The organism is Caulobacter sp. 602-1 (assembly GCF_003931565.1).
Taxonomy (GTDB): domain Bacteria; phylum Pseudomonadota; class Alphaproteobacteria; order Caulobacterales; family Caulobacteraceae; genus Caulobacter.
In genome coordinates, this window is record NZ_RRYI01000006.1 from 284152 (window position 1) to 311111 (window position 26960).

The 26960-nt window shown below is 66.8% G+C and carries 24 protein-coding genes; 2 read left to right on the forward strand and 22 right to left on the reverse strand.

The genetic code is table 11. The features are described from left to right. Positions 1-88: 88 nt before the first annotated feature. A complete protein-coding gene (locus EIK80_RS18715; RefSeq protein WP_125158605.1) occupies positions 89-1756 on the forward strand; it encodes an ATP-binding protein in 1668 nt (555 codons plus the stop codon). Here the strand turns inward: EIK80_RS18715 and lpxB are convergent. The 15 genes from lpxB to rpsB all read right to left on the reverse strand — a co-directional run bounded on the left by lpxB (position 1715) and on the right by rpsB (position 16589). Next, a complete protein-coding gene (gene lpxB / locus EIK80_RS18720) occupies positions 1715-2905 on the reverse strand; it encodes a lipid-A-disaccharide synthase (protein ID WP_125158526.1) in 1191 nt (396 codons plus the stop codon). The two genes, EIK80_RS18715 and lpxB, sit on opposite strands and share 42 nt — an antisense overlap. After that, positions 2905-3747 carry an LpxI family protein gene (locus tag EIK80_RS18725; protein WP_125158527.1) on the reverse strand — a complete coding sequence of 281 codons (843 nt, stop codon included), beginning with the start codon at positions 3745-3747 and terminating at the stop codon, positions 2905-2907. The genes lpxB and EIK80_RS18725 overlap by 1 nt, the downstream gene beginning before the upstream one ends. Before the next feature lie 9 nt (positions 3748-3756). Further along, positions 3757-4548, reverse strand: a complete 792-nt coding sequence (gene lpxA / locus EIK80_RS18730; RefSeq protein WP_125158528.1) for an acyl-ACP--UDP-N-acetylglucosamine O-acyltransferase — start codon at positions 4546-4548, stop codon at positions 3757-3759. Continuing rightward, positions 4545-5024: a 3-hydroxyacyl-ACP dehydratase FabZ gene (gene fabZ / locus EIK80_RS18735; RefSeq protein WP_125158529.1), complete on the reverse strand. Its 480-nt coding sequence runs from the start codon at positions 5022-5024 to the stop codon at positions 4545-4547. Before fabZ ends, lpxA begins: the two co-directional genes overlap by 4 nt. Then, positions 5021-6046: a UDP-3-O-(3-hydroxymyristoyl)glucosamine N-acyltransferase gene (gene lpxD, locus EIK80_RS18740; RefSeq protein WP_125158530.1), complete on the reverse strand. Its 1026-nt coding sequence runs from the start codon at positions 6044-6046 to the stop codon at positions 5021-5023. Before lpxD ends, fabZ begins: the two co-directional genes overlap by 4 nt. Positions 6047-6096: 50 nt before the next feature. After that, complete coding sequence (locus EIK80_RS18745) at positions 6097-6738, reverse strand: OmpH family outer membrane protein (protein WP_125158531.1); 642 nt, start codon at positions 6736-6738, stop codon at positions 6097-6099. Between the two features lie 2 nt (positions 6739-6740). Beyond that, the gene (gene bamA, locus EIK80_RS18750; protein WP_125158532.1) at positions 6741-9104 is read right to left on the reverse strand and encodes an outer membrane protein assembly factor BamA; all 2364 of its coding nucleotides are present in this window, start codon (positions 9102-9104) and stop codon (positions 6741-6743) included. Between the two features lie 17 nt (positions 9105-9121). Next, entirely contained in the window at positions 9122-10318 is a 1197-nt protein-coding gene (locus EIK80_RS18755; RefSeq protein WP_125158533.1) for an RIP metalloprotease, read from the reverse strand. A 21-nt stretch (positions 10319-10339) separates the two neighbouring features. After that, the gene (gene dxr, locus EIK80_RS18760) at positions 10340-11539 is read right to left on the reverse strand and encodes a 1-deoxy-D-xylulose-5-phosphate reductoisomerase (protein ID WP_125158534.1); all 1200 of its coding nucleotides are present in this window, start codon (positions 11537-11539) and stop codon (positions 10340-10342) included. Beyond that, positions 11527-12354: a phosphatidate cytidylyltransferase gene (locus tag EIK80_RS18765; protein WP_125158535.1), complete on the reverse strand. Its 828-nt coding sequence runs from the start codon at positions 12352-12354 to the stop codon at positions 11527-11529. The genes dxr and EIK80_RS18765 overlap by 13 nt, the downstream gene beginning before the upstream one ends. Continuing rightward, positions 12332-13111, reverse strand: a complete 780-nt coding sequence (gene uppS, locus EIK80_RS18770; RefSeq protein WP_125158536.1) for a polyprenyl diphosphate synthase — start codon at positions 13109-13111, stop codon at positions 12332-12334. Before uppS ends, EIK80_RS18765 begins: the two co-directional genes overlap by 23 nt. A gap of 51 nt (positions 13112-13162) precedes the next feature. Further along, positions 13163-13729 carry a ribosome recycling factor gene (gene frr / locus EIK80_RS18775; protein ID WP_125158537.1) on the reverse strand — a complete coding sequence of 189 codons (567 nt, stop codon included), beginning with the start codon at positions 13727-13729 and terminating at the stop codon, positions 13163-13165. Positions 13730-13756: 27 nt separating this feature from the next. Further along, the gene (gene pyrH / locus EIK80_RS18780) at positions 13757-14497 is read right to left on the reverse strand and encodes a UMP kinase (protein WP_125158538.1); all 741 of its coding nucleotides are present in this window, start codon (positions 14495-14497) and stop codon (positions 13757-13759) included. 190 nt (positions 14498-14687) lie between these two features. Next, positions 14688-15626 carry a translation elongation factor Ts gene (gene tsf / locus EIK80_RS18785; RefSeq protein WP_125158539.1) on the reverse strand — a complete coding sequence of 313 codons (939 nt, stop codon included), beginning with the start codon at positions 15624-15626 and terminating at the stop codon, positions 14688-14690. Between the two features lie 111 nt (positions 15627-15737). Continuing rightward, positions 15738-16589 carry a 30S ribosomal protein S2 gene (rpsB, locus tag EIK80_RS18790; RefSeq protein ID WP_125158540.1) on the reverse strand — a complete coding sequence of 284 codons (852 nt, stop codon included), beginning with the start codon at positions 16587-16589 and terminating at the stop codon, positions 15738-15740. Positions 16590-16946: 357 nt separating this feature from the next. Here rpsB and EIK80_RS18795 point away from each other — a divergent pair, with 357 nt between their 5' ends. After that, on the forward strand, positions 16947-17597 hold the full coding sequence (locus EIK80_RS18795) for a haloacid dehalogenase-like hydrolase (RefSeq protein ID WP_125158541.1): 651 nt from the start codon (positions 16947-16949) through the stop codon (positions 17595-17597). Between the two features lie 117 nt (positions 17598-17714). On the opposite strand, the gene EIK80_RS18800 is transcribed toward EIK80_RS18795, so the two are convergent. The 7 genes from EIK80_RS18800 to proS form a co-directional block, all read right to left on the reverse strand. Further along, entirely contained in the window at positions 17715-18767 is a 1053-nt protein-coding gene (locus tag EIK80_RS18800) for an MBL fold metallo-hydrolase (protein WP_125158542.1), read from the reverse strand. A 267-nt stretch (positions 18768-19034) separates the two neighbouring features. Continuing rightward, a complete protein-coding gene (locus tag EIK80_RS18805) occupies positions 19035-19385 on the reverse strand; it encodes a GFA family protein (protein ID WP_125158543.1) in 351 nt (116 codons plus the stop codon). A gap of 111 nt (positions 19386-19496) precedes the next feature. Further along, the gene (dnaE, locus tag EIK80_RS18810) at positions 19497-22928 is read right to left on the reverse strand and encodes a DNA polymerase III subunit alpha (RefSeq protein ID WP_125158544.1); all 3432 of its coding nucleotides are present in this window, start codon (positions 22926-22928) and stop codon (positions 19497-19499) included. A gap of 35 nt (positions 22929-22963) precedes the next feature. After that, positions 22964-23053, reverse strand: coding sequence for a cell division inhibitor SidA (gene sidA, locus EIK80_RS18815; RefSeq protein WP_099577629.1), 90 nt, complete (start codon positions 23051-23053; stop codon positions 22964-22966). A gap of 276 nt (positions 23054-23329) precedes the next feature. Then, positions 23330-24016, reverse strand: a complete 687-nt coding sequence (locus EIK80_RS18820; RefSeq protein ID WP_125158545.1) for an ABC transporter ATP-binding protein — start codon at positions 24014-24016, stop codon at positions 23330-23332. Continuing rightward, entirely contained in the window at positions 24009-25289 is a 1281-nt protein-coding gene (locus tag EIK80_RS18825) for a lipoprotein-releasing ABC transporter permease subunit (RefSeq protein WP_125158546.1), read from the reverse strand. The genes EIK80_RS18820 and EIK80_RS18825 overlap by 8 nt, the downstream gene beginning before the upstream one ends. Then, the gene (gene proS / locus EIK80_RS18830; RefSeq protein WP_125158547.1) at positions 25289-26617 is read right to left on the reverse strand and encodes a proline--tRNA ligase; all 1329 of its coding nucleotides are present in this window, start codon (positions 26615-26617) and stop codon (positions 25289-25291) included. The genes EIK80_RS18825 and proS overlap by 1 nt, the downstream gene beginning before the upstream one ends. Between the last annotated feature and the right edge of the window lie 343 nt (positions 26618-26960).

A 26960-nucleotide genomic window follows, 5' to 3' on the forward strand; every position in this document is an offset into this window, starting at 1 on the left:
ATGGTTCCGGCGTAAGAGGTGCGTTCTGGATACGCGGTGGCTGAGCATCGTCGAGCATCGGCGCCGCGACCTACTGTCCATCGTGCCGATGACCGTGCTGGCCGCCGCCGGGAGCTGCGCCTGGCTCGATCCCAGGCTCTGCGCCGCTTGGCTGGCCATCGCCGCGGCGCTGATCGGCGCCAGCCAGTTGCTTTGCCGGTTCATCGCCAAGCATGGCCAAGCTGCGCCGATCCTCGAGACCGTGCTGGCCGCCTTCACCTTGGTCTACACTTTCGTCTACGCCAGCCTGCCGTCAGCCTTGGTGATGGTGGGCACGCGCGCCTCGGTGATGACCGGAGGAGCCATGATGGGCGCCGTCGCGCTGAGCTGCACGGCCGAGTTCGTGATCTCTCGCCGGATCGGCCTGGCCGCCCTGGCCGCCGTGGTGCTGCAAGTGCTGCTGATCACCGTTCTGACCTTTCCATCGACCGGCCCTGTCCAGCTGGCGCTTTCTCTGGTCGCGGTGCTGTGCTTCTTCGCCTACGTGCTGCGCTACGCCCTGCACCGCGAGGCGACCGTGCGGCAGATGGCGGCGGCCACCGCCCTGGCCCAGGCCCGCGAGGCCGAGGCGGCCAGCGCCAACCAGGCCAAGTCGTCGTTTCTGGCGACCATGAGCCACGAGATCCGCACGCCGCTGAACGGCATCCTGGGCATGGCGCAAGTGATGCAGGCCGACGAACTGTCTCCGACCCAGCGCGGACGCCTGGACGTGGTTCGCCAATCCGGCAAGGCCCTGACGGATATCCTCAACGACGTGCTGGACTTGGCCCGCATCGAGTCCGGACAGCTGGAGCTGCGCCCAGAGCCGTTCGACCTGCGCGAACTGCTGATCGGCTGCGGCCAGACCTTCGCCGCCCTGGCTTACGGCAAGGGCTTGAGCCACGACCTGACCATCTCACCGACCGCCGAAGGCGCCTATCTGGGCGACGCCGGCCGGCTGAGACAGATCCTGCATAATCTGCTGTCCAACGCCGTGAAGTTCACTGAAACCGGCGGCCTGTCGATCGTGGCTGACTACGTGGGCGGCCGACTTGAAGTGACGGTCGCGGACACCGGTCCCGGCGTCGCCGCCGACGAGCAGGAGCGTCTGTTCGGCCGCTTCGTGCTCTTGGACGACATCGCCACCCGCCGCCATGGCGGGGCGGGTCTGGGCCTGGCCATCAGCCGTGAGCTGGCCCGGCGCATGGACGGCGACATCACCCTGTTCAGCCGCCTGGGTGAAGGCAGCGCCTTTACCGTCGTCCTGCCGTTGGCCAAGGTCGACACGTTCGCCCAGCCCGAGGACGAGACAGCGCCCGACACCGCGCCGGGCCTCCGCATCCTGGCCGCCGAGGACAACCCGACCAACCAGCTGGTTCTGCGCTCGGTCCTGAGCCAGGCCGGCATCGAGCCCCTCATCGTCGACAATGGCGCCAAGGCCCTGGCCGCATGGCGCGACGAGCGTTGGGACGTGGTGTTGATGGACATCCACATGCCGGTCATGGACGGCTTGACGGCGTTGAAGGAAATCCGCCGACTAGAGGCCGAGGAAGGCCGTCCGCGCACCCCGGTGATCGCTCTGACGGCCAACGCCATGCGCCATCAGATCGAGCTGCTGATCGAGGCGGGCATGGACGACCATGTCGGCAAGCCGATCGACGTGGCCAAGCTGTTAGGCGCGGTCGACCGGGCGGTTTCAGGCCGCAGCCTGGCCTCGCGCCTCCAGGAAGTCGACTAGGGCGTCGGCCGCGGCTGTCGACGGGTCGGGCATGCCTCGGCCCATCTTGTCCAGCGCGGCGTTCTGCGCGGCCGACTGCGCGGCGCGCAGCGCCGGATCGTCCAGCAGGCGCGACACTTCGCGGGCCAGGCCTCCGCCCTCGCAGGCGTCCTGAAGCAGCTCGGGCGCGATCTCCCGAGCGGCGGCGATGTTGAACAACGTGACCCAGCGCGGCTTCATCAGGCGCTTGAGGATGGCGTAGGTCAGGGGCGCTGTCTTGTAGCCGACCACCATCGGGCGGCCGGCGAGGGCCAACTCGGTCGTCACCGTGCCGCTGCAGGCCAGCGCGACGTCGGCGGCGACAAAGGCGTCGTCCTTTAGCCGTTCGTCCTCGATCACGTGCGCCCGGAACGGCCAGCCGGCGATGCGCGCCTTCACGGCTTCGGCGACGGTGTAGGCGGCGGGGACGACGATCTCCAGCTCAGGCCATTCGGCCTTCAGACGGCGCACGGCGTCCTCGAAGGCTGGCAAAACGCGCTCGATCTCGGACGGGCGGCTGCCCGGCAGCACGAGCAGGATTTGAGCCGAGGACGAGACCCCGATCGCCGCGCGCAATCTCGCGCCGTCGGCTTCGTCGAAACGCTTGGCCAGGGCCGAGTTGCCGACGAAGACGCTGGGCAGGTCCACGGCGTCGAAATACGGCTTGTCCATCGGCTGGATCGACAGCAACAGATCGAAGGCCTTGGCCAGGCTCCGGGCGCGGCCCGCGCGATAGGCCCAGACCTGCGGCGCGACGTACTTCACCAGCGGCAACCTGGAATCCAGCTTCCGCAGAGCGTGAGCCAGGCGGATGTTGAAGCCCCAGCTATCGATCAGGATGGCCACGTCGGGCTTTTCGCGAGCCGCCAGAGCCACCGTGTCTTTAAGGCGGGCCCTGACCGTCGGATAGGCCTTCACCCCCTCCACGATGCCTAGAATCGACAACTGAGCGATGTCGAAGGGGCTATCGACGCCCAGCTCGGCCATCTTCGCCCCGCCGACGCCGACGAAAGTGACGCTGTCGCCCAGACGCGCTCGCAGCGCCTTGGCCAGGCCGGCCCCCAGCGCGTCGCCCGAGGCCTCGGCGGCGACCAGCATGACTTTCAGGGGTCTGTTTGGCGGGGCAGCCATCAGGGTTGCTCCCGAGGATCGACCCCCAGCACGAACAGGCCCAGATCGTCCGCGCAGGCCATAACGGCCTTACGGTCAACGACCAGCAGGCCGCCGGCCTCGCCAACCACTCCGGCCAGGCCGGCGCGGGCGGCGCGCTGGATGGTGGCGACGCCGATAGTCGGCAGATCGACCTTGGTCTCCTGGATCGGCTTGGGCGCCTTGGCCAGCACGCCGCGGGGACGCTCGGCCGAACCTCGGATCGCCTGGGGCAGCTCGGCCACCCGGCGCAGCATGGCGTCGGTGCCCTCCTGGGCCTCGACGGCCAGGACGAGGCCATTGCAGACAACGGCGCCCTGCCCCACGTCCAGCCGGCCGATCTCCCGCGCCACCAGCAGGGCCTTGTCGATATCGGCCATGTGCTCGTCGCGCGGATAGAACTTGCCCAGGCGACCGCGCGGCAAGGTCATCTCGCCGACCACCTCGTGCGCGCCCTCGATCTCGAAGCCTTCCTTCTCGAACTCGTCCAGCACCCGGCGCAGCAGCGCGTCGTCGCCCTGGCGCGCCGCCTTGATCAGGCTGGGCATGATCAGCAGGCCGCGCGCATCGGGCATCAGCGCGCCGAAATCCGGACGCTTCACGTCGCCGGCGAAGCAGACGACCTCGCAGCCCTCGGCACGCAACGCCTTGAACGCCTTGCCAAACTCGCCGATGCCGACCTCGACGCCGGGATAGCGGGCCAGCGACGGTTCGGCGAAGCCGCGCAGCCGCATGACGGCGAAGGCGCGGCCAGCGGCCTCGCAATGGTCCGCCAGTTCGACGGGCAGCGACCCGCCGCCGGCGATCAGTCCCAGCTTACGCATCACCCGGTCCTAGATCTCGCGCTCGGGCAGGCAGAGCGGACGATTGGCGTCGGCGCGGATGAAGTCAACGATCTCCATCACTTCCGTGATCGCCGCATGGGTTTCGGCTACGTCGTCGAGCCGCTCCTGGAACGTGCCTTCGTCGGCGAACATCAGGCGATAGGCCGCGCGCAAGGCGTTGATCGTCTCGCGCGAGAAGCCCCGGCGCTTGAGGCCGACCAGATTCAGGCCCTCGAGATGGGCGTGGTTGCCCCACACCGAGCCGTACGGAATGACGTCCTTGGTCACGGCGGCCAAACCGCCGATAAAGCTGTAACGGCCGATGCGCGAGAACTGATGCGCGGCGGCCAGGCCGCCCATGAACACGTAGTCGCCGATCGCCACGTGACCGCCGAGCGTCGCACCCTTGGCCAGCACCACGAAGTCGCCGACGATGCAATCGTGCGCCACGTGCGAACCGACCATGTAGAGGCCGTCCGAACCGATGGTGGTCACGCCCCGGCCCGAGGCCGTGCCCGTGTGCATGGTCACGTGCTCGCGGATGATATTGCGCGGCCCGATCAGCAGTTCGGTGCGCTCGCCCTTGTGGCCCAGATGCTGGGGCGGCCCGCCGAGATTGGCGAACGGATGGACGATGCAATTCTCGCCGATCGTCGTCGCGCCCTCCACCACCACATGCGACAGCAGCCGCACGCCCGCCTCCAGGGTCACGTCAGGGCCGACGATGCTATAGGGCCCGATCTCGACGTCTGCGGCGATCTTGGCCTCGGGCGCGATGATGGCGGTGGGATGGATGGTCATGCCTTGGGTCCCGTCTCGACCACCATCGCGGCGAACTCGGCCTCGGCGGCCACCTTGTCGCCGACCTTGGCCACGCCCTTGAACTTGAAGATCGACGAACGCGCGCGCACCACCTCGACCTCCATCCGGATCACGTCGCCCGGGCGCACGGGATTGCGGAAGCGCACGCCGTCGATCGACATGAAGAAGATGGTCTTGCCTTCGGTGTCGACTTCCAGTGTCTTGCTCATCAGCACCGCGCCCGTCTGAGCCAGGGCCTCGATGATCAGCACGCCGGGCATCACCGGGTTGCCCGGGAAATGGCCCTGGAAGAACGGCTCGTTGATCGTCACGCACTTGATGCCGACGATCGACTGGCCAGGCTTGTAGTCTTCGGCGCGGTCCACCAGCAGGAACGGATAACGGTGCGGGATGCGCGCCAGGATCTCCGCGATGTCGATATCGGTCCGCACCGTTTGCTCGGTGTTCTCGCTCATGGTCTGCCCCTCGTCCCTCGACCGCCCGCCATGCGCGACAGCCACGCGGTCTCCCGAAGCCACCGCTTGAGCGGCCGCGCCGGGAATCCCGTCCAAGTTTCACCTTCCGGCACGTCCTTGAACACCGAGGCGGCGGCCCCGATGCTCGCGCCCGAGCCGATGTTCAAATGGTCGGCGACGCCGGCCTTGCCGCCGAAAGCGACACCGTCGCCGACGATCGTGCTTCCCGACAGCCCCGTATAGGCCGCCAGAACGCAATTACGTCCTACACGGACGTTGTGCGCGACATGCACCAAGTTGTCGATCTTGGTGTTCTCGCCAATCATGGTGTCGGCGAAGGCGCCCCGATCGACGCAGCTGTTGGCGCCGATCGTGACGTTGTCCTGGATCACCACCCGGCCCAGCTGGGGCATGTCGACCATGCCGCGCGGCCCGCCGGCGGCCCCGAAGCCCGCCTCGCCCAGCACCGCGCCGGCCGAGATCGAAACCCGGTCGCCGACGAGCGCGAAACCGATGACGGCGTTGGCGCCGATCACGCAGTCACGCCCGATCAGCACGCCCGGACCGATAACGGCCCCGGGGCCGATCCGCGTGCCGCGCCCAATTCTCGCTCCCTGGCCGATCGTCACGTTGGGCGCCAGGAGGACGCCATCTTCCAGCTCCGCCTCCGGATGAAGGGCGGCGGCGGATGGATCGTGACGGCGCGGCGCGTGAAGACGGCTCACGGCCGCGGCCCAGGCCGCCTGGGGATGTCTGGTGATCAGCGCGGCGCAGGTCTCGGGAAGAAGATCGCCGTGCTCCGGGCGCACGAAACACGCGCCGGCCAGGGTGGCCCCGGCAGCGTCCTTGCGCTTGGCGTCCGAGAAGAAAGCGACGCCTTGCGCGTCGGCGTCATCCAGCGGCGCGGCGCGGATGATGGCCCGGTCGCCCAGGGCGGCATCCGCCAACTCGGCGGCGCCGGCCCGGGCCAACTCGGAAAGCGATGCCGGACCCAGGTTGTCGAAGAAACGGGGGTCCGGCATGGCTCCTCACGAATAAGTTCCCCTAGGTAATCCTAAAGGAGACGATTCGCTTACTTATTGGTCGGCTGCAGGGCCGCTGCGCCCGGGACGCCTTGGTCCAGACGTTCGCGATCGAAGGTCAGAGTCTTGATGCGCGCGTCGAGCGCGGCGACCACGGCGCCGGTGATGTCCATCGCCGGGTTGGCCAGCATCACCGATTCACGATCGAACAGGATGCTGCACTTCTGCGCCTGGTAGACTTGGCGGATCGGCGTATCCATCTCCTGATAGACCCGCTGCAGCGCCTTCTGCTCGGTGGTTTCGACTTCCTTCTGACGCAGTTGGCCCTTGCGCTGCCAGGCGTTGGCCTTGACCTGCAGAGCGGCGGCCTGCTGCTCCAGGGCGTCCTGGGCCAGGGTGGCCTTCTTGGCGTCGAGGGCCTTGGCTTCGTTGTCGAGGCCGGTGCGCTCGGCGGTCAGTTCGGCGTTGACCTGCTGGATGATGGTCTTCAGGCGAGCATCGACCGCCTTACCCACCATCGAGTTGCCGACAGCGCCCTGGCTCGAGAAGATGCAGACGCCCGGCAGAGCCGGACCGTGCGTGACAGCCGGAGCCGCGGGAGCGGCGGCGGCCGGAGCCGTCTGGGCCGAGGCGCTGGTCGCGAGGGCGAGAGCGACAACGCTGGACGCGGCCGCGGACAGGAACTTGGACATGTTTATTGGAACCTTGTGGAGGTGGAGAACCGGAAGGTTTCGGTTCGGTCGTAGTCTTCCTTGGCCAAAATGCGGCTGATATCGAATCGAATGGGGCCCATGGGGGACTTCCAGTCGATCGAGATACCCGCCGAAGCACGCAGGCCGAGGTTATCCTTGATGTTGGGATCGAACACGCCGGGCGAACGCTGACGATCCACATCATCCAGCAGACCCGCCGTACCCACGTCGCTGAACAGGGCGGCCTTGATGCCGTACTGCTCGGGCAGGAAGGTCGGGACAGTCAGCTCGAAGGTGCTGATGGCGTAAAGCTTGGCGCCCATCGAGTTGTTGGTGCTCGAGATGTCACGCGGACCGATACCGGCGATCTCGAAGCCGCGGAACGAGGTGCCGCCGCGATAGAAGCGGTCGTTGATGCGGACGTTGTCGCCGCCCCAGCCCTCGATATAGCCGACCGAGCCGGTGGCGCTGAACACCAGATCCTTGTTGAAGCCCCAGTACCAGCCGGCGTCGGCTTCGGTCTTGAGGTACTTCACGTCGCCGCCGATGCCGGCCAGATCCTGGTTCAGGTCGGCGAACCAGCCGCGGGTCGGATTGATCGGATCGTTGCGCTTGTCGATGCGCAGGCCGTAGCCGATCAGCGAGGTGATGTACGCGCCGCGCTGCAGGCAGAGGATCTGCGAGACAGAACCGCTGGTGCAGAGGCTGTCGGCGACGCTGACCTCGTCCTGACGGACCGTGTAGCGCAGGCTCATCGACGAGTCGTTGGTCAGCGGGAAGCCGAAGCGGATGTCGCCGCCGACCGACTTGGTGTCGTAGGCCGCGTAGTCCGACAGGTCGTAGCGGAAGGTGTAGAGGTTGACGCCCGCAACCAGGTTACGGCCGGCGAAGCGCGGCTCGCTGAAGCCGAAATCGACCTGCTGGCGCAGCGAACCGACCGAGGCGCGAGCCCGCAGGTTCTGGCCGCGGCCGCGGAAGTTGCGCTCGGTGATACCGACGTCGAGCACCAGCTTGTCGACCGAGCTGTAACCGGCGCTGAATGACAGTTCGCCCGTCGGCTGCTCCTCGACCTTCACCCTCAGGTTGGTGCGGTCCGGGGCCGAGCCCGGGGTGTCTTCGATATCGACTTCCTTGAAGAAGCCGAGGCGGCGGATGTTGTTCTTCGAGCGGTCGACCAGCACGCGGTTATAGGCGTCGCCCTCGGCCACTTCCAGTTCGCGGCGCAGGACGTAGTCCAGCGTGCGGGTGTTGCCGACGATGTCGATGCGGTCGACATAGACGCGCGGGCCTTCACGGACCGAGAACACCACGTCGACGGTCTTGGTCTCGCGATTGGGCACATAGCGCGGACGCACGTCCACGAAGGCAAAGCCGGCCGCGCCCGCCGCGAAGGTCAGGGCGTCGGTGGCCTGCTCGATGCGCTCGTCCTCGTACAGCTGGCCGGCGCGGATCGGCAGGATCTGGGCCAGCAGGTTGCCGTCCAGCTTCTTCAGTTCGGTTTCGACGGTGACCTTGCCGAACTTGTACTTCGGGCCTTCGTCGAGGGTGTAGGTGACGGCGAAGCCGTTCTTGTCCGGCGCCAGTTCGGCCACCGACGAGACGACGCGGAAGTCGAAGAAGCCGCGGTTACGGTAGTGCTTGCGCAGCTGTTCGCGGTCGTACTCGATCCGGTCGGGGTCGTAATTGTCGTTGCTGGTCAGGATCTTGTACCAGCGGCTTTCCTTGGTCACGACCACGTCGCGCAGGTCGTTGTCCGAGTACTCGCTGTTGCCGAGGAAGTTGATCCCCAGCACGCCGCTCTTGGGGCCTTCGCTGATTTCGAAGACCAGGTCGACGCGCTTCTGCGGCAGCTCGACCACCTTGGGCGTCACGGTCGCCGAGATGCGACCCGAGCGGCGATACAGTTCGATGATCCGCTGAACGTCGGCCTGGACCTTGGCGCGGGTGAAGATGCCGCGCGGGCGAATCTGCACTTCGTCCTTCAGCTTGTCTTCCTTCAGGGACGAGTTCCCCTCGAAGACCACCTGGTTGATGATCGGATTCTCGACGACCTTCACGACCAGGTCGCCGCCCTGCATCTCGATCTTCACGTCGGCGAACAGGTCGGTGCGGGCCAGGGTCTTCAGCGCCAGGTCGAGGCGCTGGGAATCGACGGTGTCGCCGGGCTGGATCGGCAGATAGGACAGAACCGTGCCCTGCTCGATGCGCTCGTTGCCCTGAACGACGATGCGCTGGACCACGCCGGTCTGAGCGGCCTGGGCGAAAGCCTGATGCGGAGCCACCAGGGCCGTCGAGCCGAGGAGCAGCGCCATACCCGTGGCGAACGCGGCGCTTTGGGCGCGAAGTTTGTTCATGGGACCAATCATGGACGAAGAGCGGGCGTTCACGTGAACAGGCCGCCGATGAATTTGAACACGTCGTAGCGGTTGAGGTCGTTCCACGCCGCGAACAGCATGAAACCCAGGATCAAGGCAAGCCCCGCGCGGAAGCCGGCCGCCTGGAAATCCGCCCGTAGAGGCCGCTTGGCCACGGCCTCATAGGCGTACATCAGCAGATGCCCGCCATCGAGGACCGGGATCGGCAGCAGATTCATGAAGCCGATGCTGACCGACAGGCTGGCGATCAGCAGCATGGACGAGATGAAGACGCGCAGGGCCATGGTGCCCACATCGGGCGCGCCGGCGGCGCTGGCCTTGGTCACCGCGCCGGCGGTATGGCCGATGCCAATCAGGCCGCTGATCTGGTCGGCAGGCAACTGACCCGTGACGAGGCGGCCCAGATAGAAGCCGATCGTCCTGATCATGCCCCACACCTCGACCGTGGCGTCGGGAATGGCGGTCAGGATGCTGGAGCGCTTGAACTGGGTGATCCCGGCGTTCTCGATGCCCAGCTGGCCGGTCTTCATGCGCCCGCTGATCTTGTCGTTGATCTCGACCAGGCGCGGCGTGGCGGTCAGGTGGACCTGCTGCTGGCCCCGCTTGACGGTGAAGTCGATCGGCAGGTTGGCGCGCAGCGAGACATAGCCCTGCAGATCCTGGAACGTGCCGATCTTGCGGCCGTCGGCGGCGACGATGATATCGCCTTTCTTGAAGCCGGCCACGGCGGCCGCGCCGCCCGGCACGACGCCATTGACGCTGGCCACGCGCTGCGGCGAGCCCACCAGCACCAGGAAGACGGCCATGATCAGGATGGCCAGGACGAAGTTCGACACCGGGCCGGCCACGGCGATGATCGCCCGCTGCCAGACCGGCTTGAAATGGAAGTACTTGGAGACGCCCGCCTCGCCCTCGCGCCGTACGATCGAGTCGCGCATGGCGGCCAGATTGTCCTGGTCGGGCACGCTGGCGGCGTTCTCGTCGCCGGAGAAGCGGACATAGCCGCCCAGGGGGATCGAGGCGACGCGCCATTCGACGCCGTGCTTGTCGGTCCACGACAGCAGCGGCGGGCCAAAGCCGATCGAGAAACAATCGATGGCCACCCCGCAAGCCCGCGCGGCCCAGTAGTGCCCGAGCTCGTGGATGGTCACCACGACGGACAGCACGAAGGCCGTGGACAGGATGAAGATCAAGACGTCAGTCATAAGGTTGGCCGGTCCCCCGGATCAGAGCCGGCGATGCTTTTGCGCGACAACCTCGGCCGCAATGCGGCGAGCGCTGGCGTCGATCATCATCGCATTATCGACAGCGTCACTTTCCGTGACGACGAGACTGCCAAGACTGTTCATACGCTCGAGAGTTCCCGCCACCGCGGCGGCAATATCGAGAAAGCCAATCCGCCGGTCAAGGAAAGCGGCGACGGCGACCTCATTGGCCGCGTTCATCGCCGTCGGAGCCCCGCCGCCCAGGCGCAGAGCCTCGCGGGCGATTCCGATCGACGGGAAGCGATCCAGGTCGGGCGATTCGAAGGTCAGCTGGCCGTAGGCGGCCAGATCCAGGCGCGGCGCCGGCCAGGGCAGTCGGTCCGGCCAGGCGAAGGCGCAGGCGATCGGGGCGCGCATGTCCGGCGGGCCCAGCTGGGCCAGGGTCGAGCCATCGGCGTACTCGACCAGACTATGGATCACGGACTGGGGATGGATCACGACGTCGATGCGGCCTTCGGGCGTTCCGAACAGGTAGGAAGCCTCGATCATCTCGAGGCCCTTGTTCATCATCGTCGCGGAATCGACCGAAATCTTGGCGCCCATGCTCCAGTTCGGGTGGGCGATGGCCTGCTCCGGGGTCGCGGCGGCCATGGCGGCCCTGTCCCAGGTGCGGAAGGGGCCGCCCGAGGCGGTCAGGATCAGACGCGCCACCCGGTGTGCGCAATCGGGCTGCAGCACCTGGAAGATGGCGGAGTGCTCGGAATCGACCGGGATCACCGAGCCGCCGGCCGCCTTGGCGATGGCCAGCAGGGCCGGACCCGCGCAGACGAGGCTTTCCTTGTTGGCCAGGGCCACGATCGCGCCGGTGCGAGCCGCCGCGACGGTCGGGGGGAGGCCAGCCGCGCCGACGATGGCCGACATCACCCAGTCCGCGCCCATGGCGGCGGCCTCGGCCACGGCGGCCGCGCCAGCGGCGGCGCGCACGCCGGTTCCGGCCAAGCCGTCCCTCAGCGTCTCAAGCTTGCTCTCGTCCTCGATGACCGCGACTTTCGGCGACCAGCGCCGGGCCTGCTCGATCAGACGCTCGACATTGCGACCGGCCGTCAGGGCCAGGATTTCGACCTCTACGCCGGATTCCTCGAAAAGGCTCAAGGTCGAAAGGCCGATCGATCCGGTCGAGCCCAGCACCACCACCTTGCGGGGCAAGGTCAATGCGCCCATCCCACGTGGTCGACCAGCCGTACGGCGGCGATGACGATCGCCGCGAACATCAGGCCATCGACGCGATCCAGCAGGCCGCCGTGGCCCGGAATGATGTCGCCGCTGTCCTTCACGCCGAAGCGGCGCTTCAGGATCGATTCCCAGAGGTCTCCGGCCATGGTCGCCAGGCCGCCGAGCAGGCCGATCAGGGCCGCCGCGGGCCAGACCAGCTTCAAGTGGGCGAAGTAGGCCACCAGAATCGCGCCGATCGTCGCCGCCACCAGGCCACCGATGAAGCCCGACCAGGTCTTGTTGGGCGAGATCTGGGGCCACAGCTTCGGCCCCTTCAGCAGGCTGCCGACCACATAGGCGAAGATGTCGGCGAACCAGGTCACCACGAACAGCAGCAGCGTCCACCACAGACCGTCCGGCAGGGAGCGAACCCACACCAGAGCGATGACCGCCGGGGCGATATAGACCACGCCATAGGCCGCGTCGGCCCGGCGCTCGACCGCGCCGCGCGCGATCAGGCCCGCCAGGAAGGCGCCGACCAGCACCACCGACCAGGCGATGTAGAAATTGTGCAGGAAGCCGGCGATCACGGCGATCGCGCAGAAGACGCCGACCACGGCGCCGACCGCTCGAGGAGCCTTGGGCGCGCTGATCTTCCCCCATTCGCGGGCCAGCAGAGCCACGCAAAGGAGGGCCAACGCCAGAATCCAGTAGCCCCCGAACCAGACGGCGGCCACGACCGTGGGCACGAGCACGGTGGCGGAAACCACGCGCGTCCGAAGATTGCCCCAGTTGAAACGCTTAGCCGGCGACGGCGACGTCATCGGCAGCGACCCCTCCGTAGCGTCGGTCCCGACGGCGATAGTCTGCGATGGCGGCCGCCAGGGATTCGGGCCCGTAGTCCGGCCAGAGCACGTCCTGGAAGACCAGCTCGGCGTAGGCGCACTCCCAGAGGAGGAAGTTGGAGATCCGGCGCTCGCCGCTGGTGCGCACGATCAGGTCCGGCGCCGGCGCGGAAGCCGTCGACAGGAAGCGCTCGAAGGTCTCTTCGGTCAGGTCCGAGGCCTTGGCTTCGCCCCGCTCGACCTTCTCGGCGAAGGCGCGGGCCGCGTCGGTGATGTCGGCCTGACCGCCATAGTTGAAGGCCACCTGCAGCGTGAACCGGGTGTTGCCCTCGGTGCGCTTCTCCGCCCTGTCGATCACCTCGGCGATATCCGCCGACAGTCCCGTGCGACGGCCGATGATGCGGACGCGCACACCCGCCTTGGCCAGGCGCTCGAGGTCCGATTCGACATAGGCCTTGAGCAGGTTCATCAGCTCGGAGACCTCGTGCGCCGGCCGACGCCAGTTCTCAGTCGAGAAGCCGAAGACCGTCAGAACGCCAACGTTCTGAGCCTGAGCGCCCTCGACGGTGCGCTTGAGAGCGTTGACCCCGGCGCGATGACCGAGGACGCGCGGCATCCCCCGCTGCTTCGCCCAGCGGCCGTTGCCATCCATGATAATGGCCACGTGCAGACGTTGATCGGTCGCCTCGCCCCCGGCGCGCCCCGACACGTTCTGCGGACCGGTGGTCGCCGGCATTCGCTTCAACCTTCCCTCGTCGCTCCCCCGTCAACTCGCAGGAGGGGGCGATCAGACCTGCATGATCTCTTGTTCTTTGATTTTCAAGGCCTCGTCCACGCGCTTGATGGCCTCGTCGGTCATCTTCTGGACCTCGGTTTCCATCTTCTTGCGCTCGTCCTCGGCGATCGCGCCGTCCTTCTCGGCCTTCTTCAGGTCGTCGTTGGCGTCGCGGCGGACGTTGCGGACGGCGATCTTCTGCTGCTCGGCGTACTTGCCGGCGATCTTGGAGAGGTCCTTGCGGCGCTCTTCGGTCAGCGGCGGAATAGGAATGCGCAGATTCTGACCTTCAACGACCGGGTTCAGGCCCAAGCCCGAGGCGCGGATCGCCTTCTCGACCGAGACCACGACGCCCCGGTCCCAGACGCTGACATTGATCTGGCGCGGCTCGGGCACGCTGACCGAGGCCACCGCGTTCAGGGGCGTGGTCGAGCCGTAGGCCTCGACCATCACCTGATCCAGCAGGCTGGCCGACGCACGGCCGGTGCGCAGGGATCCGAACTCTTCCTTCAGAGCGGCGACGGCCTTGTCCATGCGGTCGCGGTAGCGGGCCAGGACGGGTTTCTCGGCGGCGGCCATGAGGCTCTCCTCGCTTGTCTTTAAGGCTTAGGCGGCGCGGTCGGCGGCGACCACGGTGTGGGTCCCCTCGCCTCGCAGGACGGTCAGCAGGTTGCCGCGTCCCTTGATCGAGAAGACCACGATCGGAATATTGCTGTCGCGCATCAGCGCGACGGCCGAGGCGTCCATGACCCGCAGGTCCTTGGCCAGCACGTCCATATAGCTCAGGCGATCATAGCGCTCGGCCTCCGGATCCTTCTTGGGATCGGCCGTATAGACGCCATCGACGCTGGTGCCCTTGAACAGCGCGTCGCACTGCATCTCGGCCGCGCGCAGGGCCGCGGCGGTGTCGGTGGTGAAGAACGGGTTGCCGGTGCCGGCGGCGAAGATCACCACGCGCCCCTTCTCCAGGTGACGCTGGGCGCGACGGCGGATGTAGGGCTCGCAGACCGTGGCCATCGGGATCGCCGACTGCACGCGGGTCTCGACGCCGATGCGCTCGAGCGCGTCCTGCATGGCCAGGGCGTTCATGACGGTGGCCAGCATGCCCATGTAGTCGGCGCTGGAGCGTTCCATGCCCTTGGCCGCGCCCGCCATGCCGCGGAAGATATTGCCGCCGCCGATCACCAGGCACAGCTCGACGCCGGACTTGACGATCTCGGCCACGTCTTCGGCAACGGATTGTACGGTGTTGGTGTCGATACCGTAGGGCGTGTCCCCCATGAGGACCTCGCCGGACACCTTCAGCAGGATGCGGCGGTATTTCTGGGGCGTGCTGGTATCGGACATGGGACCGCTATTCCTGAGTCGTCGGCACGCACATTACGTGCGTTCTACAGAAGTGGGATGGGTTTTGCCAACCGCGGCCGCGCCTTTGACAGCACGGCCAAACGGCAGGCGCAAAAAGGGCGCGGCGCGCGTCTAGACGCGCCGCGCCCTGATTGTTTGCCAGAAGCCCGAAGGCTCCCGACGGCAAGCCTTAGGCTTGGCCGGTCATCGAGGCGACTTCGGCGGCGAAGTCATCCTGCTTCTTTTCCACGCCTTCGCCCAGGGCCAGACGGGTGAAGCCCTTCACGGCGATCGGCGCGCCCAGCGTCTTGGCGGTCTCGGCGACCAGCTGCTCGACGGTCTGGTCCGGGTTCATGACGAAAGCCTGCTTCAGCAGCACGACTTCTTCCAGGAACTTGCGGATGCGGCCTTCGATCATCTTTTCGACGACCGCCGGCGGCTTGCCGGACTCCAGAGCCTGCTCGGTGAACACGGCCTTTTCACGCTCGATGGCGGCCGGGTCCAGATCGTCCGCCGACAGCGACAGCGGAGCGGTCGCGGCGACGTGCATGGCGATCTTGCGGCCCAGCTCGCGCAGGGCGGCCTTGTCGCCGGTCGACTCGACGGCCACCAGCACGCCGATGCGGCCAAGGTCCGGCGCGGTGGCGTTGTGGATGTACGAGGCGACGACGCCGTTCTCGACGGTGTGCTTGGCCGCGCGACGCACCATCATGTTCTCGCCGATCGTGGCGATCAGGTTCGTCAGATGGTCCTGCACGGTCTCGCCGCCGGCCAGCTTGGCCGCGGTGATGGCGTCGACCGAACCGTCGGTGGTCAGAGCCGCGCCGGCGATCTGGCGAGCGGCGCCTTGGAACAGGTCGTTGCGCGACACGAAGTCGGTTTCGGCGTTCACTTCGACGGCGGTGGCGGTTTCACCCGCGCCTTGATCGGCCGTGGCGACGGCCACCAGGCCCTCGGCGGCGGCGCGATCGGCCTTCTTGGCGGCCTTCGAGAGGCCCTTGGCGCGCAGCCAGTCGATGGATGCTTCGATGTCGCCGTTGTTTTCCGACAGCGCCTTCTTGCAGTCCATCATGCCGACGCCGGACTTTTCGCGCAGTTCTTTGACGAGCGCGGCCGTGATCTCAGCCATGGAAAATCTCCATATTCAAACGGTTAGCGACCGGGCTTGTAGCCCGGTCGCATGTCAGGGTCGCGACGGCCTCTCCACCCCGGCCAGGCCAGGAGAGAGGCGCGCGGGAAATCAGCCCTCGGCCGACTCCGGAGCCGCTTCGGCGGCGACTTCAACCGGCGCTTCCGGAGCGGCTTCCGGGGCGACTTCAGCGATCGCTTCCGGAGCCAGAGCGCGGGCCAGGGCCGGCTCGGTCGGGTTCACGGCGGCGCCCAGGTCGACGCCCGAGCCGGCTTGGCCAGCAGCCAGGCCGTCCAGGACGGCGTCGGCGATCAGGTCGCAGTACAGCTGCAGGGCGCGAGCGGCGTCGTCGTTACCCGGGATCGGGTAGGTGATGCCGTCCGGATCGCAGTTGGTGTCGAGAATGGCGACGACCGGGATGTTCAGCTTGCGGGCTTCCAGGATCGCGATCGCTTCCTTGTTGGTGTCGATCACGAACATGATGTCGGGGATGCCGCCCATGTCCTTGATGCCGCCCAGCGACAGTTCCAGCTTGTCGCGCTCGCGCGTCAGCTGCAGCAGCTCCTTCTTGGAACGGCCTTGGCCTTCGCCGGCCAGGACGCCTTCCAGCTCGCGCAGACGCGCGATCGAGCCCGAAACGGTGCGCCAGTTGGTCAGCGTGCCGCCGAGCCAACGGTGGTTCACATAGTATTGGGCGCAGCGCTTGGCGGCCGTGGCGACCGGGTCGCTGGCCTGGCGCTTGGTGCCGACGAACAGCACGCGGCCGCCGGCGGCGGCGACTTCACGAACCTTCACCAGGGCTTGGTGCAGCAGCGGGATCGTCTGCGACAGGTCGATGATGTGGATGTTCGAGCGCGAGCCGAAGATGTAGCGGTCCATCTTCGGGTTCCAGCGGTGCGTCTGGTGACCGAAGTGGGCGCCGGCTTCCAGGAGCTGACGCATGGAGAATTCGGGAAGAGCCATCGGGCCTGTATCCTTTTTCCGGTTGAACCTCCGCGGACACCCCCGTTCCAGACCATTCTGGAGCGGGACCGGAACGGCGAAGCCGGGATGTCTCCCCGGCGCAACCGAACGTCCACGTGTGGAATGGCCGGGCAGATAGTCTCTCGGCGGAGAAAAAGCAAGCCCTCGCCGCGATGGCCGGCGCTGGCCGCACGGTTGATCCGTCGTGATCCCGCCGCCCGCAAGATCCATCCCCGAAACGGGCGAGCATGCGCCGCCCCTCCACAGGAAGACCGGAAAGCCGTCGCCGTCCCGACATAGTGATGTGGCGTAATCCCTCCGGCGTCGTCGTTCTACACGGCATAGCTGGAGGACGTCATGCTCGCGGTCTTCGATCTGGACGGAACCTTGCTGGACGGCGACTCCACCGGCCTCTGGCTGTGGGGACGGGTCAAGCGCTCGCCCCTGCGCGCCCTGGCGGTCCTCGTCGCGGCCCCGCTCGCCGCGCCGATGGTGATGATCCCGCGCACGCGCCGGCTCGGCGCCTCGATCCTGCTGTGGATCGCCACGGCGGGCCTGGGCGAGCGGGCCTTGCGGGACTCCTGCGCCAAGTTCGGTGAAACCTTCCGCGCCGGCGGCAACGCCCTGGCCTGGCGCCCCGGCGGCCTCGCCGCGCTGAAGGCGCATCTGGACGCCGGTGACCGCGTCATCGTGGTCACGGCCGCGCCGGCCATCCTGGCGCAGGCCCTGATCGGCCCTCTGGGCCAGCCGATCGAGGTGCTCGGCACCTCACTGAAGCGTCGCGGCGGCGGCTGGGTCGCCGATGTCCACTGCCGCCACCAGCGCAAGTGTCAGGCCCTGGCCGAGGCCGGCCACGGCGCGCACTGGACCTATGCCTATACCGACAGTCTCGACGACCTGCCCCTTTTGCGCGGCGCGGATAAGCCGGTGATCGTCAAGGGCGGCAAGAAGGCCGAGCGGCGGCTGTTCCGGGCCGGGCTGACCAACGGTCGGGCGGCGGCTTGGTGACGTGACGCCTGGCGAGCGCTTCACGCAGAGCTTCGGTGTCGGACGATTGCGCGCCCGAGCCAGCCGAAAGCATGAGGCCGTGCGTGGCGGGCCATGGCGAAGGGGCTGGCTTGGCGACTACCCGAAGATGATCCGGCTTCCAACGACAGTGCGGAAGACCTGATCGGGCATTTGGGCGATGGCGGGGGCGATGAAGGCTTCGCCCGTGCAGTGCCCCGGCAGGATGTAGTCCGGCTTGAGCGACTGCATCAGGGCCAAGGTCTCGAGCGCCTGCTGAGATGTCTGGGGCGGAACGAGATGGAAGCCTCCCATGATCGCATGGATTCGATCCACGCCTGACACCGCCTGCGCCGCCCGCACGGTGTTGATGATGCCCCGGTGGCTGCATGATCCGATCACGATCAGACCGTTGCCCTTCAGATGAAAGGCGGTTCCCAGCTCATGGACGGCGTCGTCGACGAAAAAGTCGAGGTCGCGACGATCAGGGTCAAGATCGGCTCGGCGACAGCCCTGTCCGGGCAACATGGCGGTCGGCACCTTCGGCCGTTCGGGTGAGACGAACGGGATCCTGCCCGTGGTGAAGCCTATGTCGGCGATGGTTCGCGGCGATGAGGCGACACGCAGATCGATTCCCGCCGCGACCAGATCGGCCTTTTCCAGCTGTCCGAAGCTCGGGCCGTTCGGCGCTACGCCTCGCAGCCGGGCGCAGAACGCTTCCTCGCCGCCAACATGGAGCGGGGTTCCACGCTTGACCCGCCCGACCAGGGCGGCGAGCCCGCCGAAATGGTCATAGTGGCCGTGACTCAGCACCATGGCGTCGACCGTCCCAGGATCGACGCCCAGGAGCGCCATGTTGGAGGCCAAGGTCTCGGGTGTGTAGCCGAAGTCGATCATCACCCGGCGGCGAGCGCCGGCGCTCATCGCGTCGGCCAAGAGCGAATAACCCCATTCGCCGCGCAGGGTGAGCTTGTAGGACGAGGCTGCGCGCTCGGGCGGAAGGATCTTCAGGCCCGGACGCTCGACCGGCGTTGCGAAACTGGAGACCGTGCTGTCGGCGAGCAGCGTCAGGGTCAGGCGATCGATCTCGGGGACCATGAGCGGCGCGGCCGCGCCAGGCAGGGGCGCCGCCATGGCCAAACCCGAGGCCAAAATCATTCGACGCGTCAGCATGACCGGCCCTACCGTTGGAAAGCCTATCGCTCTGATCGGCCCTTCTCAGAGATACGCGCCTCCAGGCTCCGGTGCAGCCCCAAAGCGCCTCTTGAACCGCCTCAACCGCCGCTGATCGGAATACTGGCAGGCGAGGCGTAGTGGCATCGCCAAAGCGGTAGCCAACCTCATACGCTCCGCGCGTTCTATCCGTCATGAGCGAGCCGGTCGCGTGTGTCGCGCGGGAGCGGCCGCGGGGCAGGCGTGGGCCCGCGGCCGCCCCGTTTGTCAAAACGACTTGCCGTCCACCGGCCGCGGCTTGAGAGCGAAGACGTCGACCCCGTCAAGGCAGCGAACATTGATCGCCGCCATCCTGCGACCGTCCGGCGCGGTTCCCATCCCGAACGACTGGATGCCGCAGGTTTCGCAGAACAGGTGGGAAATCTGGTGGGTGTTGAACTGGTACTCGGTCAGGGCGTCCTGACCGCTCTTCAATTCGAAGGCGCTCTCCGGCGCGAAGGCCAGGATCGCGCCAAGCTTGCCGCAGCGCGAACAGTTGCAGCTGATCACCCCGTCCAGCTCGACCTCGACCGCGTAGCGCACGCGACCACACTGGCAACCGCCTTGGTGACTGGCCATCGGCCCTCTCCTCCCCTGTCAGCCCGTTCTGAACCGCCTTGACGCCGCCAGCGGCGGCTATCCCGTCGAGGTCCGCCACCCCGGACATCGCACCGAAATAGGAATATGTTCCTACACATCCTCCAGCAGCGCCACGCCGGGCGCGGTCTTCAGCGCCCCGCGCAGGGCGGCGTCCAGCGTGTAGCGTCCTGGCAGGCGCAATTCGATCTCGCGCCCGCCGCCGATCGCGGCGACAAAGGTCACTTCTCCGCCCTTCTGCCCCTGCGCCGGTTCGAGGCGCCGCTTGAGCGCCTCGATTTCGGTCGCCGATGGCGACAGGTGGACGCGCAGCCCGGCCACCACGTTCTCGATGGCCTTCTCGATCGGCTCGGCGTCGTCGCCGAAGAAGCGAACCTCGCCGTCGCGGGCCTTGGCGCGGACCTTGATGACCACGGCCTTGCCCGGCTCCAGCACGTCGCGACATTTTCGCAGGGATTCCGGCGGGAACAGCACCTCGTATTCCCCAGTCGGGTCCGAGAGGGAGACGAAGGCGAACTTCTCGCCGCTCTGCGAGGCGCGCTCCTGGCGGCGACGGACGACGCCGCACATGCGCAGGGCCTCCATCCCGGCTTCGGCCTGGGCCATGGCCTCGGTCAGCATCGACGTGCGGCGACGACGCAGCATCCCGACCACATCTTCCAGCGGGTGCCCGGTCAGGTAGAAGCCGACGGCGGACAGCTCCTCGTCCAGCAGATCGACCTGGTTCCAGTTCTCGGTCTTGGAGAGGCGCGGGCGCCCGGCGCCCGGGTCCGAGCCGAACAGCCCGCCCTGCCCGCCCTGGCGGTCGGCGTGGCAGCTCTGGGCATGGGCGATCAGCACGTCGGCCGAGGCGACGATCTGGGCGCGGTTCTTGTGGATCTGGTCGAAGGCCCCGGCCCGGGCCAGGTTCTCGATGGCGCGTTTGTTGACCTGTTTGGGATCGATCCGCTCGACGAAATCGAAGATGTCGCGGAATGGCCCGCCCTCCTCGCGGATGGCCACCAGATGCTTCATGGCCTCCAGACCGACATTGCGAATGGCGCCCAGGGCGTAGAGCACCTCGCCGTTCTCGACCTCGAAGTCGGCGCCCGAGACATTGACGTCCGGCGCCCGCACCGTGATGTCGAACTTGCGGGCGTCCTGGTGAAAGACGGCCAGCTTGTCGGTGTTCGACAGATCGAGGCTCATCGAGGCGGCGAAGAACTCGACGGGCGTATTCGCCTTCAACCAGGCCGTCTGATACGAAATGAAGGCGTAGGCGGCGGCGTGTGACTTGTTGAAGCCGTAGCCGGCGAACTTGGCCACCAGTTCGAAGATCGAGCCCGACTGCTCCTCGGGGACGTTCTTTTCCTTGGCGCCGGAGACGAAACGGATCTTCTGGAGATCCATCTCCTCCTTCTTCTTCTTGCCCATGGCGCGACGCAGAAGGTCGGCCTCGCCCAGGCTGTAGCCAGCCAGGATCTGGGCGATCTGCATCACCTGTTCCTGGTAGACGATGACGCCGTAGGTCTCCTTCAGCACCGTCTCCAGCGACGGATGCAGCGTGTCGACAGGTTTACGGCCGAACTTGCAGTCGACGAAGGTGTCGATGTTGTCCATCGGCCCCGGACGATAGAGCGAGATCAGCGCGGTGATCTCCTCGATCGAGCCGCAACGCATCTTGCGCAGCGTGTCGCGCATGCCCTGGCTTTCAAGCTGGAACACGCCGACCGTCTGGCCCGAGGCGAGCAGTTCGTAGGTCTTGCTGTCGTCGAAGGCCAGCTTGCCGAGATCGATCTCGAAGCCGCGCTTCTTCAGGTGCTTCACCGCGCGATCCAGCACGGTCAGGGTCTTCAGACCCAGGAAGTCGAATTTCACCAGGCCGGCGCTCTCGACCCACTTCATGTTGAACTGGGTGGCGGGCAGGTCCGAACGCGGATCCTTGTAAAGCGGGGTCAGCTGAGTCAGGGGGCGGTCGCCGATCACCACGCCGGCGGCGTGGGTCGAGGCGTTGCGGAACAGCCCCTCCAACTGCAGCGCCACGTCCAGACAGGCCGAGACGTTGGCGTCTTCCTTCTTAGCTTGCTTGAGGCGCGGCTCAAGGTCGATCGCCTGGGCCAGGGTCACCGGCGCGGCCGGGTTGTTGGGCACCATCTTGCAGAGACGGTCGACCAGACCCAGCGGCAGCTGCATGACCCGGCCGACGTCGCGCAGCACGGCGCGGGCCTGCAAGCTGCCGAAGGTAATGATCTGGGCCACACGGTCGCGACCGTACTTCTCCTGCACGTAGGAGATCACCTCCTCGCGCCGCTCCTGGCAGAAGTCGACGTCGAAGTCGGGCATGGAGACCCGCTCGGGATTGAGGAAGCGTTCGAACAGCAGGCCGAAGCGCAGCGGATCCAGGTCGGTGATGGTCAGCACCCAGGCGACCAACGACCCGGCGCCCGACCCCCGCCCTGGGCCCACCGGAATCCCGTGCGCCTTGCCCCACTTGATGAAGTCCGACACGATCAGGAAGTAGCCTGGGAAACCCATCTTCTTGATGATGTCGAGCTCGAAATCGAGCCGCTTCCAGTACTCCTCCTCGGGCGCCGACAGGGTCAGGCCCACGAAGCGCGCCTTCAGGCCTTCCCGCGCCTGATGCTCCAGTTCCTCGGCCTCGTCACGACCGTCGCCGGTCGGGAAGCTCGGCAGGATCGGGTCGCGCTTGTGCACCATGAAGGCGCAGCGACGGGCGATATCGAGCGTGTTGTCGCAGGCCTCCGGCAGATCGGAGAACAGCTTGCGCATATCGGCCGCCGGCTTGAACCAATGCTCGGGCGTCACGCGCCGGCGCTCATCCTGGCCAACGAACGAGCCGTCCGAGATGCACAACAGAGCATCGTGGGCGGCGTAGAAGCTCTCCTTGGCGAAATAGACGTCGTTGGTGGCGACCAACGGCGCGTCATGCTCATAGGCCCAATTGACCAGGCCCGGCTCGGCCGCGGCCTGCTTGGGCAGGCCGTGGCGCTGAAGCTCGACATAGAAACGATCGCCGAACACACGCTGCATCTCGGCCAGGGCCGCGGAGGCCTCAGCTGTCTTGCCGGCCGCGAACAGCGCGTCGACCGGGCCATCCGTACCGCCTGACAGCAGGATGAGGCCTTCGTTGTGTTCGACGACCTTGGCCCAAGGCACGATCGGCTCGGGCAGTTCGGCGCTGTCGAGATAGGCGATCGACGACAGTTCCGAGAGGTTCAGATAGCCCCGTTCGTTCTGGGCCAGCAGCACGATTGTCGGGGCCCGAGCCCAGCGCTCCGTCGGACCGCCGCCGATGCCGGTGATCGGAATGGCGCAGCCGATGATCGGCTGGACCCCCGCGTCCTTGGCGTAGGACGAATATTCAAGCGCCCCGAACAGATTGGCGCGATCCGCGATGGCCGCGGCCGGCATGCCGATCCCGGCGGCCAGCTTGCCGATCTGGTCGGCCTTGATCGCCCCTTCCAGCAGCGAGTAGGCCGAGCGGACCCGCAGATGGACGAAACCCTGTCCTTCCCCGTCCGCCATGACCAACCTCCGCTAGACGACCGTCGTCATACGACTCAGGCCACCAGATTGGCGACCGTGCACATCATCCAGACGAAGCTGGCGACCGACACAAGGGCCAAAGACTCACGCGCGATACGGATCATAGGAGCCTCCACAGATTTCTTGTTTTGTTCCATATTCCGCTTTTGTTCTGTTCACAAGATGTTCCGGACGTTCCACCGCATTTTCCGGAGCCGCGTCACGCTAAGCCGCAGCCCCGGCGTCACAGCCGGGCGATCACGATGTCGAAATCCAAAGCGAACCGACGCGCGGGCACTCGGCGCTCTAGCGGCGGCGGCCCAACGCTAGCGCCACATAGGCCAGCGACAAAACGGGGTTGTTCGCGGCGATGAAGCGAACCTTACTCGGATCCCGCCCGATCAGAAGGTGCGGGCTTCCAGGTGGCCGTCCTTGAGGGCCAGCACGCGGTCCATGTAGCGGGCCAGCTCCATGTTGTGCGTGGCGATCAGGGCCGCCACGCCCTGCTCGCGGCAGGTCTGGTACAGGGCCTGGAACACCGCCGCAGACGTGGCCGGGTCGAGATTCCCGGTGGGCTCGTCGGCCAGCAGCAGCTTGGGACGGTTGGCCAGGGCGCGGGCGATGGCCACGCGCTGCTGTTCGCCGCCAGACATCTGGGCCGGCTGGTGGGTCATGCGGTGACCCAGGCCCAGGCCTTCCAGCAGCTCCTTGGCCCGCGCCTCGGCCTCGCGACGGCTCTTGCCGGCGATGTTCAGCGGCATGGCCACGTTCTCGAGCGCCGAGAACTCGGGCAACAGGTGGTGGAACTGATAGACGAAGCCGACCGTGCCGAGGCGGATGCGGGTTCGGGCGCGCTCGGAAAGCTTGGAGCAGTCGCGCCCCTCGAGGGCCACGAGCCCGGCGTCGGGGTGCTCCAGCAGGCCCGCGGAGTGCAGCAGCGACGATTTGCCCGAGCCCGAGGGGCCGATCAGGCCGACGACCTCCCCCGGATAGACGTCGATGTCGACGCCGCGCAGCACGGGCAGCGCCCCAGCTTCGGTCTTGTAGACGCGCTCGACCCCGCGCAGGGCCAGGATCGGATTACTCATAGCGAAGCGCCTCCACCGGATCGAGACGCGAGGCGCGCATGGCCGGCGGCAGGGTCGCCAGGATGCTCATCAGGGCCGAGAGCGCGACGATGCCGCCGACCTCGGTCCAGTCGATCTTCGCGGGAATATGCGAGAGCATGTAGACGTCGGCGCTGAACACGGCCGTGCCCGTGACCCACTCCACGAAGGTCTGGATCGGGGTGATATACGCGCAGAACACCACGCCGAGCGCCAGGCCGCACAAGGTGCCGGCCACGCCGATCGAGGCGCCCGCCATGACGAAGATGCGCAGCACCGCGCCCTGGCTGGCGCCCATGGTGCGCAGGATGGCGATATCCTTGCCCTTGTTCTTCACCAGCATGACGAGGCTGGAGATGATGTTCAGGGTGGCGATGGCGACGATGCAGAACAGGATCAGCCGCATCACCTTCCGCTCGACCTGCAGGGCGGTGAAGTAGCTGTGGTTCTTGTCCTGCCAGTCGGTCACCAGCGCGCCGGGGCCGGAGGCGACCTCGACATCGTGCTTATATTCCTTAGCCTTGTCGGGGTCGTCGACCTTGATCTCGACATAGTCCACGGATGTGTCACGACCGAAGAACAGCTGGGCCTGCTCCAGCGGCATATAGATGAAGGCTTCGTCGAACTGGCTCATGCCGACGCTGAACAGGCCGCCGACGATGTAGTTCTTCTCGCGGGTCGAGGTGCCAAACGCCGTGGCCGGCCCCGAGGGCGAGATCAGGGTGATCGGATCGCCAGGCTGCACGCCCAGGGTCTGGGCCATCCGGTCGCCGATCAGGACAATGTCGCCCCCGTACTCGCCCTGGCCGAAGCCTTCCAGCGAACCCTTCTTGATGTTGCTGGCGATCAGCGACATGTGGCGCAGGTCGTTGGGGGTGACACCGCGCACGATGGCACCGGTCACCTGGGTCGGGCCAATGACCATGGCCTGGGCCTCGACCATCGGCGCGGCCTGGATGACGCCTGGAGCCGCCTTGATACGGCGGATGATGGTGTCGCGGTCCGGTCCGTTGATCAAAGGCGACTGGGCGTAGAGATGGCCGTTGAAGCCGACGATGCGGCCCAGCAGCTCAGCCCGGAAGCCGTTCATCACGCTCATCACGGTGATGAGGGCGAAGACCGCCAGCATCACCGCGCAGAACGAAATGACCGCGATCAGCGCCACGCCGCCGTTCTTGCGCTTGGCGAACAGATACCGGCGAGCGACGGAGCGCTCCCAGCGGCTGAAGGGACCGGCGGCGCGGACGTCTGGCATCAGGCGGTCTTGCTCTCGGTCAGGCCTTCGAGGACCGAATCCAGCGAGGCGGTGTGACGTTCGCCAGTCTTGCGATTCTTGATCTCGACCACGCCCTCGGCGATGCCCTTGGGACCGACGACCAGCTGCCACGGCAGGCCGATCAGGTCCATGGTGGCGAACTTGGCGCCGCCGCGGGCGTCGGTGTCGTCGTAGAGGACGTCCTTGCCAGCCGCCTTGAGCGCGGCATAGGCCGTCTCGCAGGCCGCGTCGCAGGCCGCGTCGCCCTGGCGCATGTTGACGATGCCGACGTGGAACGGCGCGACGCTTTCCGGCCAGATGATGCCGGCCTCGTCGTGGCTGGCCTCGATGATCGCGCCCAGCAGGCGCGAGACGCCGACGCCATAGCTGCCCATCTGCACGGGCACGTCCTTGCCGTCCGGACCGGTGACCACGGCCTTCATCGGCTCGGAATACTTCGTCCCGAACGAGAAGATGTGACCGACTTCGATGCCGCGCGCCGACAGGCGGTCACCCTCGGGCAGCGCGTTGAAGGCGGCCTCGTCGTGCATTTCCTCGGTCGCGGCATAGAGCGCCGTGCGCTTGTTCACCAGCGGCTGCAGGTCGCCATACCAGTCGACGTCCGGACCGGGGGCCGGCATCTCGACCAGATCCTTGTGGCAGAAGACGGCGCTTTCGCCGGTTTCGGCCAGGACGATGAACTCGTGGCTGAGGTCGCCGCCGATCGGGCCTGTGTCAGCGCGCATCGGCACCGCCTTCAGGCCCATGCGCCCAAACAGGTTCAGGTAGGCCACGAACATGCGGTTGTAGGCCTTGCGCGCGCCCTCGGCGTCGAGGTCGAAGCTGTAGGCGTCCTTCATCAGGAACTCGCGGCCACGCATCACGCCGAAGCGCGGGCGGGTCTCGTCGCGGAACTTCCACTGCACATGGTAGAGATTCTTGGGCAGGTCACGGTAGCTGCGCACCGAGCCGCGGAAGATCTCGGTGATCATTTCCTCGTTGGTGGGTCCGTACAGCAGCTCGCGCTCGTGGCGGTCGGTGATGCGCAGCATCTCCGGACCATAGGCGTCATAGCGGCCCGACTCGCGCCACAGGTCCGCCAGCTGAAGCGTCGGCATCAGCAACTCGATGGCGCCGGCGCGATCCATTTCCTCGCGGACGATCTGCTCGATCTTCTTCAGCACGCGCAAGCCCAGTGGCAGCCAGGCATAGATGCCCGCCGCTTCCTGGCGGATCATGCCAGCGCGAAGCATCAGCTGGTGCGAGACGATCTGGGCGTCGGACGGTGCTTCCTTCAGCACCGGCAGGAAATAGCGCGACAAGCGCATGCGCGTGGAAACTCCGGGGAATTCAAGGAGGCCTGAGATAGCCTCTCGTCCGACAGCTTGGCAACGCGGTAGAGCCCGCCCAGTTCAGATCTTTGATCTGAACTGGGCTGGTGGGCTCGTCCCTCCAAGAAATCGACGCGCGACAACCGCAGAAACCGGCATCCACTTTCTGCTGTCGCGCTTCGGGCTAAAGTAAGGCTCCGCAGGCGAATAAAAGAGAGGCCGCGCGGATCGCCGCGCGGCCTTTCAAGTCATCGTCGGGGAAGACGCCACAGAGCGAGACCGGCAAGGCCGATCTCCTGAAGTCACCTTACCAACCAAACATCTGTTGGGGCACGACCAT

Coding starts and splice junctions, on each gene's coding strand:
- lpxB (WP_125158526.1), bottom strand. CDS start 2,905: ATGGCTGCCCCGCCAAACAGACCCCTGAAAGTCATGCTGGTCGCCGCC.
- frr (WP_125158537.1), bottom strand. CDS start 13,729: ATGGCCGCCGCCGAGAAACCCGTCCTGGCCCGCTACCGCGACCGCATG.
- bamA (WP_125158532.1), bottom strand. CDS start 9,104: ATGATTGGTCCCATGAACAAACTTCGCGCCCAAAGCGCCGCGTTCGCC.
- EIK80_RS18820 (WP_125158545.1), bottom strand. CDS start 24,016: ATGAGTAATCCGATCCTGGCCCTGCGCGGGGTCGAGCGCGTCTACAAG.
- EIK80_RS18825 (WP_125158546.1), bottom strand. CDS start 25,289: ATGCCAGACGTCCGCGCCGCCGGTCCCTTCAGCCGCTGGGAGCGCTCC.
- EIK80_RS18800 (WP_125158542.1), bottom strand. CDS start 18,767: ATGCTGACGCGTCGAATGATTTTGGCCTCGGGTTTGGCCATGGCGGCG.
- EIK80_RS18765 (WP_125158535.1), bottom strand. CDS start 12,354: ATGACGTCGCCGTCGCCGGCTAAGCGTTTCAACTGGGGCAATCTTCGG.
- uppS (WP_125158536.1), bottom strand. CDS start 13,111: ATGCCGGCGACCACCGGTCCGCAGAACGTGTCGGGGCGCGCCGGGGGC.
- lpxA (WP_125158528.1), bottom strand. CDS start 4,548: ATGACCATCCATCCCACCGCCATCATCGCGCCCGAGGCCAAGATCGCC.
- dxr (WP_125158534.1), bottom strand. CDS start 11,539: ATGGGCGCATTGACCTTGCCCCGCAAGGTGGTGGTGCTGGGCTCGACC.
- EIK80_RS18795 (WP_125158541.1), top strand. CDS start 16,947: ATGCTCGCGGTCTTCGATCTGGACGGAACCTTGCTGGACGGCGACTCC.
- EIK80_RS18725 (WP_125158527.1), bottom strand. CDS start 3,747: ATGCGTAAGCTGGGACTGATCGCCGGCGGCGGGTCGCTGCCCGTCGAA.
- proS (WP_125158547.1), bottom strand. CDS start 26,617: ATGCGCTTGTCGCGCTATTTCCTGCCGGTGCTGAAGGAAGCACCGTCC.
- EIK80_RS18805 (WP_125158543.1), bottom strand. CDS start 19,385: ATGGCCAGTCACCAAGGCGGTTGCCAGTGTGGTCGCGTGCGCTACGCG.
- EIK80_RS18755 (WP_125158533.1), bottom strand. CDS start 10,318: ATGACTGACGTCTTGATCTTCATCCTGTCCACGGCCTTCGTGCTGTCC.
- dnaE (WP_125158544.1), bottom strand. CDS start 22,928: ATGGCGGACGGGGAAGGACAGGGTTTCGTCCATCTGCGGGTCCGCTCG.
- EIK80_RS18745 (WP_125158531.1), bottom strand. CDS start 6,738: ATGTCCAAGTTCCTGTCCGCGGCCGCGTCCAGCGTTGTCGCTCTCGCC.
- rpsB (WP_125158540.1), bottom strand. CDS start 16,589: ATGGCTCTTCCCGAATTCTCCATGCGTCAGCTCCTGGAAGCCGGCGCC.
- pyrH (WP_125158538.1), bottom strand. CDS start 14,497: ATGTCCGATACCAGCACGCCCCAGAAATACCGCCGCATCCTGCTGAAG.
- fabZ (WP_125158529.1), bottom strand. CDS start 5,024: ATGAGCGAGAACACCGAGCAAACGGTGCGGACCGATATCGACATCGCG.
- sidA (WP_099577629.1), bottom strand. CDS start 23,053: ATGATCCGTATCGCGCGTGAGTCTTTGGCCCTTGTGTCGGTCGCCAGC.
- lpxD (WP_125158530.1), bottom strand. CDS start 6,046: ATGCCGGACCCCCGTTTCTTCGACAACCTGGGTCCGGCATCGCTTTCC.
- tsf (WP_125158539.1), bottom strand. CDS start 15,626: ATGGCTGAGATCACGGCCGCGCTCGTCAAAGAACTGCGCGAAAAGTCC.
- EIK80_RS18715 (WP_125158605.1), top strand. CDS start 89: ATGACCGTGCTGGCCGCCGCCGGGAGCTGCGCCTGGCTCGATCCCAGG.